Origin of the sequence: Streptomyces sp. NPDC004629 (assembly GCF_042873595.1) — a bacterium.
Taxonomy (GTDB): Bacteria; Actinomycetota; Actinomycetes; order Streptomycetales; family Streptomycetaceae; genus Streptomyces.
In genome coordinates, this window is record NZ_JBIALO010000054.1 from 21,241 (window position 1) to 31,758 (window position 10,518).

Annotated in this window: 9 protein-coding genes; 2 read left to right on the forward strand and 7 right to left on the reverse strand. The window is 69.1% G+C overall.

The window, feature by feature from the left end; all coding sequences use genetic code 11:
- Positions 1–28: 28 nt before the first annotated feature.
- The 7 genes from ACFYTE_RS40595 to ACFYTE_RS40625 all read right to left on the reverse strand — a co-directional run bounded on the left by ACFYTE_RS40595 (position 29) and on the right by ACFYTE_RS40625 (position 6,941).
- Positions 29–379: an ArsR/SmtB family transcription factor gene (locus tag ACFYTE_RS40595; protein ID WP_388722037.1), complete on the reverse strand. Its 351-nt coding sequence runs from the start codon at positions 377–379 to the stop codon at positions 29–31.
- Between the two features lie 268 nt (positions 380–647).
- Positions 648–1,070: an ATP-binding protein gene (locus tag ACFYTE_RS40600; protein ID WP_388722039.1), complete on the reverse strand. Its 423-nt coding sequence runs from the start codon at positions 1,068–1,070 to the stop codon at positions 648–650.
- A gap of 3 nt (positions 1,071–1,073) precedes the next feature.
- Entirely contained in the window at positions 1,074–1,481 is a 408-nt protein-coding gene (locus ACFYTE_RS40605) for a pyridoxamine 5'-phosphate oxidase family protein (protein WP_388722041.1), read from the reverse strand.
- Positions 1,478–3,202 carry a SulP family inorganic anion transporter gene (locus tag ACFYTE_RS40610; RefSeq protein WP_388722043.1) on the reverse strand — a complete coding sequence of 575 codons (1,725 nt, stop codon included), beginning with the start codon at positions 3,200–3,202 and terminating at the stop codon, positions 1,478–1,480. The genes ACFYTE_RS40605 and ACFYTE_RS40610 overlap by 4 nt, the downstream gene beginning before the upstream one ends.
- Entirely contained in the window at positions 3,199–3,540 is a 342-nt protein-coding gene (locus tag ACFYTE_RS40615) for an ArsR/SmtB family transcription factor (protein WP_388722045.1), read from the reverse strand. The genes ACFYTE_RS40610 and ACFYTE_RS40615 overlap by 4 nt, the downstream gene beginning before the upstream one ends.
- Positions 3,541–3,709: 169 nt before the next feature.
- Positions 3,710–4,069, reverse strand: a complete 360-nt coding sequence (locus ACFYTE_RS40620; protein ID WP_388722047.1) for a zinc ribbon domain-containing protein YjdM — start codon at positions 4,067–4,069, stop codon at positions 3,710–3,712.
- 79 nt (positions 4,070–4,148) lie between these two features.
- The gene (locus tag ACFYTE_RS40625) at positions 4,149–6,941 is read right to left on the reverse strand and encodes a SpoIIE family protein phosphatase (protein ID WP_388722049.1); all 2,793 of its coding nucleotides are present in this window, start codon (positions 6,939–6,941) and stop codon (positions 4,149–4,151) included.
- Between the two features lie 291 nt (positions 6,942–7,232).
- On the opposite strand from ACFYTE_RS40625, the gene ACFYTE_RS40630 reads away from it, so the two are divergent.
- Entirely contained in the window at positions 7,233–8,861 is a 1,629-nt protein-coding gene (locus ACFYTE_RS40630; RefSeq protein WP_388722051.1) for a GMC oxidoreductase, read from the forward strand.
- An 856-nt stretch (positions 8,862–9,717) separates the two neighbouring features.
- Entirely contained in the window at positions 9,718–10,335 is a 618-nt protein-coding gene (locus tag ACFYTE_RS40635) for a GNAT family N-acetyltransferase (RefSeq protein WP_388722054.1), read from the forward strand.
- Positions 10,336–10,518 lie beyond the last annotated feature (183 nt).

A 10,518-nucleotide genomic window follows, 5' to 3' on the forward strand; every position in this document is an offset into this window, starting at 1 on the left:
GGCTCTGAGGTGGGGGAGGCGGCCGTCTCTACGACGGCGGTTTTCCTTCGCCCTGTGCGGCATGCAGGTCGGCGAGGAGTTCGGCCTGACCGGCCAGCACGCCGGAGAGGATGGTGCGGGCGACCCTCAGCAGCTCGGCCACATTCGGGCTGGTCAAGGAGTGGTACACGGTCGAGCCTTCTTTGCGGGTGACCACCAGGTTGGCCCGGCGCAGTACGGCGAGCTGCTGCGAGAGGTGGGCCGGCTCGATGCCCACCTCGGGCAGCATCTCGGCGACCGCGTGCTCGCGCTCGCTCAGCAGCTCCAGGACGCGGATGCGGGCGGGGTGGCCGAGTGTTTTGAAGAACTCGGCCTTCAGCTGGTACAGCGGTGTACTCACGGTGCCGCCTCCTCCGCTGTGCGGCCACGCGGCATGACCGGCCGGGCCTCGGCGCATCGCATCCACCCACTCGTCAAGAACATGCGGCCCATCTTCGCCCGCGGCATCGGTCAGGCCGAAACCGCGCCGAGAGAAGAGAGCCGACGAATCCGGTAGTGAGGACCTCACGAATTGCTGACATTAGCAAGTCATGAGGTCCTATGGGGAGGTGTGTGCGAGGGGCGTCCTGCCGCGCGGTGACGGCGACGACGCCTCCGTGCCCGGGCCGTCAGAGGGGGAGGGTGATCCAGATGCTTTTGCCCCGGCCGTCGGCGTCCGCGCGGACGACTGCGGTGCCGCCCAGGCCGAGGGTGAGTTCCATGACGGTGCTGAGCCCGCCGACGCCGTCGGCGAGCACCCCGCTCAGCGTCGGCTGGTAGGGGTGGCGGTCGTGGACGGCGAAGGCCAGGCAGTCGGGTCCCGCCGCGTAGATCACGGTCACCGTCGGGGAGAGGACGGCGGCGTGCCGGACGCTGTTGGTGACGAGTTCGGCAAGAATCAGCAGCGCGGGGTCCACGGCTGCGTGACGCAGCCCGATGCCCCACTGGACCAGGGCCTGCTCGGCCGTCTCGCGGGCGACGCGCACGGCGGACGGTTCGGTGGGCAGGGTGAGCACGTGCCGGTGGGGCAGGGCTTGGAGCTGCGTGGACATCGTTCACGCCTCCGCGCGGGCGAGGCGGAAACCGGTGACGGTCTTGGGGTGCAGACGCAGCAGGGTGTCGTGCGGGCCATGAGCCCAGCCGGTCAGGGTGCGCCGGTAGTGCGCGGCCTCGTCGGGGTCGGTGATCACCTCGGCGGGGCCGCAGACGGTGACCGTCCAGCCGGTGCCGGTCACCGCGCGGATCTCGTCGACGTGGTACGTCGCCGTCGTGGGCACCGCCATGGCCGGGGCCGGTGTACGGACGATCAGCCGGCCGTACTCCCACACATGCCGGGCGGGCCGGATCACGGTCAGGTCCCGCTGCGTGTACACCAACCGCCCCAGGCTGCTGCCCTCCAGCAGCCACAGGGCCTCCGCGCCGGAGACCTCGACCATGCGCAAGGTGGTGGGGGACGTACTCATCGAAGGGCTTCCTCGCTGGGCGTCGGGGGCTGCTGTGCGGGCAGGGCGGGCAGGACCCCGGCCGTCTCCAGGTGATCGCGGGCCGCCCGGATGGCCTCGGGCGTGGTGGCGTACTCGCGGCCCCTGTGCCGCAGCAGGTCGAGCGCGCCGACGGAGTCGAGGACCTGCCGCTGGCCTGGCCGTATCCCGGAGGCCAGGACGACGATGCCACGGCGTCGCAGCTTCTCCACCGCGTCCTTCACGACCAGGGCGCCGGTGGCGTCCATCGTCGACACCCGCGACATCCGCAGGATCACGACGCGGACGTCGGCGACCTCGGTCAGCTCCAGCAGGAAGCGGTGGGCGGCGGCGAAGAACAGCGGCCCGTCGATGCGGTACGCGACGATGTGCTCGGCCAGCAGCGCGTGCTCCTCCACGCTGTGATCGCCCCGGTCGAGCGGCACCAGGTCGAAGCGGGCCTGCTTGGCCACGGCCCGCAGGGCGAGCGCGCCCGCGAGAACCAGCCCGATGATCACCGCGTACACGAGGTCCAGGGCCAGCGTCGCCACGGCGGTCAGGCCGAGTATCAGCGCGTCCGAGCGGGTCGCCTTCGCCATGGCCTTCAGCGAGCCGACCTCGACCATGCGGATCGCGGTGGCCAGCAGCACGCCCGCGAGCGCGGCCAGCGGAATCTCTGAGACGAGGGGCGCCGCCGCGAAGACGATCACGGCGAGGACGGCGGCATGGGTGAGGGCGGCGAGCCGGGAACCGGCGCCCGTCCGCACGTTGACCGCGGTGCGGGCGATGGCGCCGGTGGCGGGCACACCCCCGAAGAGCGGAGCGGCGATGTTGGCCAGACCCTGCCCGAACAGTTCCCGGTCCGCATCGTGCCGCTGCCCGACCGTCATGCCGTCGGCGACCGAGGCGGACAGCAGCGACTCCAGGGCCGCGAGGGCGGCCACGGCCACCGCGGGAGCGAGCAGGGTCCCCAGCGAGCCGAGGTCGAGAAAGGACAACGACGGCACGGGCAGCCCTGAGGGCAGGTCACCGATCGGCTTCGCCGCATCCAGGTGGGCCAGCCGCGCCACGATCGTCGCCGCGATCACCGCGACGATCGAGAACGGCACCGTCGGCCGCCAGCGGGCCCCGATCAGCATGACCGCGGCCACCGCGACCGCGAGGCCGGCCGCCGTCCAGTTCGGGGCCTGCACGAACTCCCGGGCCGCACGCCAGGTCACCACCAGCACCCGGTCGCCGTCCGGTGTGGGCACACCGAGGGCGTTCGGGATCTGCTGCAGGCCGATCACGCAGGCGATGCCCAGGGTGAAGCCCTCGACGACCGGGGCGGGCACGTACCGCATGTACTTCCCGGCCCGCAGCACCGCCAGGGCGACCAGCATGAGGCCCGCCATCAGTCCGACGGTGAGCACCCCGGCAGGGCCGTATTGGGCGACGATCGGCACCAGGACGACCGTCATGGCGCCGGTCGGCCCCGACACCTGGAGGTTGGAACCGCCGAACACCGCCGCGAGGGCGCCCGCGACCACGGCCGTCGCCAGTCCCGCCTCGGCACCCAGCCCGGAGGAGACACCGAAGCCGAGCGCGAGCGGCAGCGCGACGATCGCCACGGTGAGGCCGGCGAGCAGGTCCCGGCGCGGGTCGCGCCGTATCTCCGCGAGGTCGGCGGAACCGGGCAGCAGCGCGGCGACGCGGGCCCACGCGCGGTGGAACGCCGTGCTCATCGTGCGACGACCTCGGCTTCCCTCAGCTCGGCGAGGAGTTCGCCCTGCCCCGTCAGCATCTCGGTCAGGATCCGCCGCGCTGCCGTCATCAGGTCGGCCACGTCCCCGCCGGCCAGCGCGTAGACGACCGTCGAGCCCTCTCGGGTGGAGGTGACGATCCCCGAGCGGCGCAACACCGCCAGTTGCTGCGACAGGCTGGAGGGCTCCACCTCGATCCGCGCGAGCAGGTCACGTACCGGTCTGGGCCTGTCCTGCAGAAGCTCCAGCACCTGTATCCGTACAGGATGGCCGAGCATCCGGAAGAACTCGGCCTTGGCTTGGTACAGCGGAACGGACACGACCCCTCGACTTCCCCTGCTGCACCCCCACCGCGGGGGCGGACGCGAAAGGCTGTGCCCGCGGCTACCTGCAGACACAGCCAACACAGCATCTAACCAATTGCAAAATTTCGCAATTCCGCATCCTGCTGCGCCCCGGACGCCCCCGCCAGGGGCCCCGCTCCCGCGATCAGGCCTTCTTGACCACGCCCGACTTGAGCTGCATCGCTCCGAAGCCGTCGACCTTGCAGTCGATGTCGTGCCCGTCGACCCCGTCGACCAGCCGGATGCCGCGCACCTTGGTCCCCGCCTTGATCCCCGACGGGCTGCCCTTGACCTTGAGGGCCTTCACCACCACCACGGTGTCGCCGTCCCGCAGCACATTGCCGACGGCGTCCTTGACGACACGCTCAGCGGCGGGGTCACCGCCCTCGTCCCCGGTCTCGGCGGGAACCCATTCATGGCCGCATTCCGGGCAGACGACCAGCGCGTTCATCTCGTAGGTGTACTCACAGGAGCACTTCGGACAGGGAGGAGGATTCTCGATCACCTCGCCAGAGTATCCAGCGACCAGATCCAGCGGCCGAGCCGGATGCTTCACCGGCGTCCTTCCCCGGTCTTCGCAATGCTCAGACCGGCTGCCCCGGCAGTGACTGCTCGACCCATATGACCTTGCCTTGCGTGGTGTACCGGGTGCCCCAGCGCTGGGTGAGCTGGGCGACCAGGAAGAGCCCGCGCCCGCCCTCGTCCATCGTTCGTGCCCGGCGCATGCGGGGGGCGAGGCTACTGCCGTCGGACACCTCGCAGATCAGCGTGCTGTCGTGGAGCAGGCGCAACTGGATGGGTTCACCGCCGTAGCGGATCGCGTTGGTGACCAGCTCGCTGACGACCAGTTCGGTGGTGAACCCCAGCTCTCCCAGGCCCCAGTCGGCCAGCCGTGCGATGACCTCCTCGCGCACCCGGGGGACGACCGGCGGGTCGGCGGGCAGGTCCCAGGTTGCGAGCTGGGCGGCGCCGAGAGCGCGGGTGCGGGCCACGAGAAGGGCGATGTCGTCCGAGGGCTCCGCCGGAACGAGAGCGCCCAGCGCCTTGCAGACCTGTTCCGGTGTACGGCCGCGAAGAGCAAGGACGTTTTGCAAGCGGTCGAGGCCGCGCTCAAGGTCACCCCCGCCGAGGTGCTCGATCAGCCCGTCGGTGTAGAGGACGAGCAGGCTGCCCTCGGGCAGTTCGACATCGACCGTCTCGAAGGGCAGACCGCCCAGGCCCAGCGGCGGGCCCGCGGGCACATCGGGGAATGCCACGGTGCCGTCGGGGAGGACCACGGCGGGCGGCGGGTGACCGGCCCGTCCCAAGGTGCAGCGCCGCGTGCCGGGGTCGTACACGGCGTACAGACAGCTCGTGCCGACCATCCCCATGGAGGATTTTCCGGCCCGTTGGTCGTCGAGGTCGAGGCGGATGACGAGGTCGTCGAGCTGGGTGAGGATCTCGTCGGCCGCCAGGTCGAGTGCCGAGAAGTTGTGGACCGCGGTGCGCAGCCGGCCCATGGTCGCCGCGGCGTGCAGCCCGTGCCCGACCACATCGCCGACGACCAGCGCCACCCGTGCCCCCGACAGCGGGATGACGTCGAACCAGTCGCCTCCGACCCCGGATGCTGCGGGCAGGTAGCGGTGGGCCGCATCCACCGCGTGCTGAACGGGCAGGCCGCTCGGGAGCATGCCCTTCTGCAGCGCGAGTGCCATGGCATGCTCACGCGTGAAGCGGCGCGCGTTGTCGATGCACACGGCGGCGCGTCCCACCAGCTCCTCCGCGAGGACCAGGTCGTCCTCCTCGAAGGGGCCGTGAGCGCGGGAACGGTAGAAGCTGGCGACGCCCAGGGCCGTGCCGCGGGCGAGCATGGGCACGGCAATGAGCGAGTGAACGCCCGCACCGAGGATCTTGGAGCCGCGGACCGGATCGTCGGCCATCCACCCCGGAGCCCGGGACAGCGTCCGTTCGCGCACCGGCTCGCTAGTGACCAGTGCCTGGGCCTGCGGTGTGGACGCAGCGAAGGTGATCAGGTCGCCCAGCGGCTTGAGGTGGGAGGCTTCGTACGGGCCGCCCAACGCCACCCGACGCAGCGGGCCGTCCACCCGGATCGGTTCCTCGCCGAGCAGCACCGAGTCCGGCAGGTCGACGGCCGCGAAATCGGCGAACCGGGGAACGGCCACCTCGGTCAGTTCCTCGGCGGTCCGGGACACATCGAGCGTGGTTCCGATCCGGGAGCCGGCATCGGCGATCAACCCGAGACGCTGACGGGCCCGCAGGGCGAGCCGGCCGATGACGGGCTCACCGACGGCGAGCAGCCACCGGCCCGCCGGCGCCGCCGGCGCAGCGGACGACGCGGCCACGGGGGGACTCCCCGACACATGACCGTGCACCACGAGCGATTCCGTGCCGGGCGCCCGGGTCTCCGCAAGCTCCGGAGACCCGGGCGCCCGGGTCTCCGGAGCTTGCGGAGACTGCCGCGGACGAAGAGGGTGAACGCCGACGCCGGGGAAGGCGGCCTCGACGGCGACACCCGTCACGCCGGACGAGCTTTCGATCGGCCTGCTGACCAGGATGACCGCGCGTCCACCGCTGAGCCGCACCTCGGCGAGACCGGCTTGACCCGAGGAGATCAGCTCGGTCGCGCGCTCCTCCAGAATGTGCCGGTCACAAGGGCCGAGGACGTCCCAGGGCGTCAGCAACGTCCCTGACGGCCGGCCGCCGACCGCCCCCCGGCTGCGGGCGTCCTGGTAAGCCTCCAGCAGGGCACGCTCGCGTGCGGTGACGCCGTCGAGCAGCCCCTGCTCGACGGCGTGGGACGCCTCGGTCACGGCCTCCAGCATGGCCCGGTCGGCGTCGCGATCCCTGCACGTCAGGTCGAGCACGCCGAGAAACTGCCCGCTCAACGGATCGCGAACGGGCGCGCCCGCACAGGCGAGCCTGCGCCAGACATCGGCGAAGTGCTCGCGGCCGACCACGAAGGCGGGTCCGGCCACTGCGAGGGCCGTGCCGATGCCGTTGGTACCGGCCAGCTCCTCGGGGATGCCGAAGCAGGGGGCAACCTGCAGCCGTTCGAGGTAGCGGTTCAGGCAGGGCTCGCCTCCCCGGCGCTCCATGATCCGCGCCCGCTCGTCGGTGAGGAACACGGTGACCGGCATACCCGAGAGCACGGACTCCAGATGGTCGAGCACAGGGCCGGCGGCGTAGGCGAGCTTGCCTCCGAAGTCCAGGTCGGAGTCGTAGGGGGCCTCGAAGCCGTTGGCTGCAACGCCCTGGAGGTGACACCGCCGCCAAGAACTCAGGATCGGCTTGCGGACGGCCTTCCCCACGGTTCCGCCGGACAGCAGCCTGTCGTGGGCCTTCGCAAGGGCAGCAGCGTCGTCCCAGGTACTGCTCATCTGAGCCTCTTCACCCAGAGAGGGACAATTTACCCTTTAGTAATAGAACACCGTCGCGTCATTGGCGACCGCGAGAGCCCTCCCGAGGGCCCGCTGGTCGGCGAGCCGGCCCCGGCGTGGTCAGAAACGACTTTTGCTTGGTCAGCAAATCATGCATGGAACGTCAAAGACGGCTGCAGTTGATCACTCTCGGTAATGCACGGCAACTCACAGTAAATAACGTGATATTCAAGTCGGGCACCAAAGCGTTCGAAATTTCACCATGCGCACAATCAATAGAGAGACTTCTTGATGACGCAGCTGACCCGTCGCCGACTCTTGGGGCTTGCCGCCCTCCAAACAGCAACTGCCGCCGGACTCACCACTATTACCGCCGCCACGGCTCGGGCAGGTGCCGCCGAGCCGGCCGCGGCCCGCGAGTGGGCCCCCGCCGTAGTCGTCGGTTCCGGTTACGGTGCCGCTGTGGCTGCCCTCCGACTTGGCCAGGCAGGCATTCGCACCCTGGTACTGGAAATGGGACAGCTATGGAAGAACTCAGTTGACGGCAAGTCGACCTTTTGCAGCATGACCGCTCCCGACCGCCGCGCGATGTGGTTCCGCCACCGCACCGAGGCCCCGTTGTCCACCATTCTGTGGCTCGACGTGGTCAACCGGGACATCGACCCCTACGCCGGTGTGCTGGACCGGGTCACCTTCCCGGGAATGTCGGTGTACGTGGGGCGGGGTGTGGGAGGCGGCTCCCTGGTCAACGGCGGAATGGCAGTCGCCCCGGTCCGCGCGTACTTCGAGGAGGTGCTGCCCGGAGTCGACGCCGACGAGATGTATCGAACCTACTATCCACGCGCCAAGGCCATGCTCGGTGTCAATTCCATCTCTCGGAACTGGTTCGAACGCAGCGAGTACTACCGATATGCCCGCGTCTCCCGCGCCCACGCCCACAACGCTGGCCTGAAGACCGCCTTCCTTCCCAACGTGTACGACTTCACCTACATGGCACGGGAGGAAGCAGGACGGGTGCCCAAATCTGCCCTCGCAGCCGAAGTGATCTATGGGAACAACCACGGAAAGCGCAGCCTCGATCACAGCTATCTCGCCGCTGCCCTCGGAACGCACAACGTCACCATCGAGACGCTCCACCATGTGAAGAGTGTCCGGCAGGAGCCTGACGGCACCTATGTGCTGTCGGTGGCGCAGACCGACACCAGCGGCACGCTCGTGGCCACACGCGAGATCGGCTGCCGTCACCTGTTTCTGGGGGCAGGCAGTCTGGGCTCCACCGAACTCCTGCTGCGGGCACGGGACACCGGCGCTCTCCCCAACCTCACGGACACCGTCGGCAAGGGCTGGGGCCCCAACGGCAACATCATGACCGCCCGAGCCAATCACCTGTGGGACCCCACCGGCCCCCGGCAGTCCGCCATCCCCGCCCTGGCCATCGACGACTGGAGGAACCCGAACCATCCCGTACTCGCCGAAATTGCTCCCGTCCCGGCCGGCATCGAGACCTGGATCAGCCTCTACCTGGCCATCACCAAGAACTCCGAACGCGGCACCTTCTTCTATGACCGCGCGACCGACACCATGGGCCTGGACTGGACCCGTGATCAAAACCAGCCCTCAGTCGCTTCCGCCAAGTCGCTCTTCGACCGAATCAACAAAGTCAACGGCACCGCTTACCGTCACGACCTCTTCACCGACACACGCGCGTTCGCCGACGACTTCTGCTATCACCCTCTCGGTGGCTGCGTACTCGGCAAGGCAACAGACAGTTACGGCAGGGTCCGCGGCTACCGTAACCTCTACGTCACCGACGGAGCACTGATCCCCGGCTCCCTCGGCGTCAACCCCTTCGTCACCATCACTGCCCTCGCTGAACGCAACCTCGACCGGATCCTCACCGAGGACGTCACCTCCTCATGAACACAGCGACGGGCCGAGGGCCCATGCTGATATAAAGCCCTCCCATTCCAGTCCGGCGCCATGGTCGGCCGCAACCTGAGTCTCCGGGAACGTCTCCCCGAACACGCCCACGCCGCCGCGTACTCCGTGATGTATGCCGCTGGGGGCGTGGGCTACAGCCTTACCGCGTCCCTGTCCGCTGTGGCGCTGAATCTGACCAGCCCCTCGGCCGCGATCCTCGGCGGCGTCACCATCACCCTCCTCATCACCGCCGTCAGCGCCATCGCCGAACGTGGCGGCCGAACGGATCGGTGTGTTCCTTCTCTGCCGACTCCCGTGCCAAACAGCCCCGTTCATGCAAGGCCAGGCCGTTGTCCAGCAGGTCCGGCACCAGGGCTTGGGGCGGACACGATCAAGACTTCCGGCGCCTCCACCCGTCGCCCAGGGCGGCCCGTGTTGCTCAATCAGCTGAAGCACTACCCCGCCGAGTTCACGGCGGATGCGGTCGCGTTGTACCAGTCGCGGCCGGGGCAAGCCGGCCCCGGGGACGCCGGGCGGAGATACCTGCTGAGCCGCCCACTGCGCTGGAGGCGGAGAACGCGGCCCTGCGCAAGAAAGTCCGCCAGCTGGAAGAGAAACGCGAGGTCCTGCGCAAGGCGGCGAAGTAATGCGCCGGGGAGACGCGTCGGTGAACCGCTTCCAGTTCGTCGCAGACCACCAGCGCTGCTTCGGCGTGAAGCGGCTGTGCGCCATCCTCGACGTCGCCCGCTCCGGCTTCTACTAGGCCCTGTCTCCCCGATCGCGGGAGACGGGTCGACCGGGTCCTGTGGCGATTATGGGGAGGACGTCGGGAGGGTCGGCCGGACACAATGCGGTCATGGTTGATCACGTTCGAGATGCTCCACGCCCGGATTTCCTCAGCAAGCCGTCGCTGAGCGGGGAACGGGTGCTGCTCCGGCCGGTCACGGCGGATGACGTGCCTGCGCTGATGCCAATGTTCCTGGACACGGAGGCATCACGGCTGACCGGCAGTCATGACGACGGCGCACCCGATGAGGGGCGCATACGTGCCTGGTACGACAGCCGTCGGGAACAAGATGACCGGCTGGACCTTGCCGTGATCGAGCGGGCGACGGGGAACGTCATCGGCGAGGCGGTCCTCAACGAATGGGACCCGGCCAACGAAAGTTGCAGCTTCCGCATCTGCCTGGTGCCCGGCGCTTATGGATCGGGTCTGGGGACGGAGGCGACCCGTCTGATCGTCGGGTACGGCTTCGAGGAGCTGGGGCTGCACCGCATCTCGCTGGAGGTCTACGCGTTCAATCCGCGAGCCCGCCGCGCTTACGAGAAGGTGGGGTTCGTCGCCGAGGGCGTGCTGCGTGACGCACTGCTCTGGGAGGGCGAACGGGTGGACGCGACGGTGATGTCGATCCTGGCGCCGGAGTGGTTCCAGCACGGTGGACGTCCGGAAACAGCCAGTCACGCGTCAGTCTGACCGTGCCGCGGGTGTCAGGCCGCTCGTTGTTCCGCTCATGATGAGCCGGGGCGATCCGACCCTCCGCTCGTGATCGGGGAGACAGGGCCTAGTACTCCAGTGTGGTTTCGTGAGCTATCCAGTGGCTTCGTCGGTGGATCGCCGTCTGTAGTGGCTTTGTCGAGCTGTCGTCTGGTGCCGTCT

What these genes read in the sequence shown, in the direction of transcription:
- ACFYTE_RS40605 (WP_388722041.1), bottom strand. Translation starts at nt 1,481, where the DNA reads ATGAGTACGTCCCCCACCACCTTGCGCATGGTCGAGGTCTCCGGCGCG.
- ACFYTE_RS40625 (WP_388722049.1), bottom strand. Translation starts at nt 6,941, where the DNA reads ATGAGCAGTACCTGGGACGACGCTGCTGCCCTTGCGAAGGCCCACGAC.
- ACFYTE_RS40600 (WP_388722039.1), bottom strand. Translation starts at nt 1,070, where the DNA reads ATGTCCACGCAGCTCCAAGCCCTGCCCCACCGGCACGTGCTCACCCTG.
- ACFYTE_RS40610 (WP_388722043.1), bottom strand. Translation starts at nt 3,202, where the DNA reads ATGAGCACGGCGTTCCACCGCGCGTGGGCCCGCGTCGCCGCGCTGCTG.
- ACFYTE_RS40635 (WP_388722054.1), top strand. Translation starts at nt 9,718, where the DNA reads ATGGTTGATCACGTTCGAGATGCTCCACGCCCGGATTTCCTCAGCAAG.
- ACFYTE_RS40630 (WP_388722051.1), top strand. Translation starts at nt 7,233, where the DNA reads ATGACGCAGCTGACCCGTCGCCGACTCTTGGGGCTTGCCGCCCTCCAA.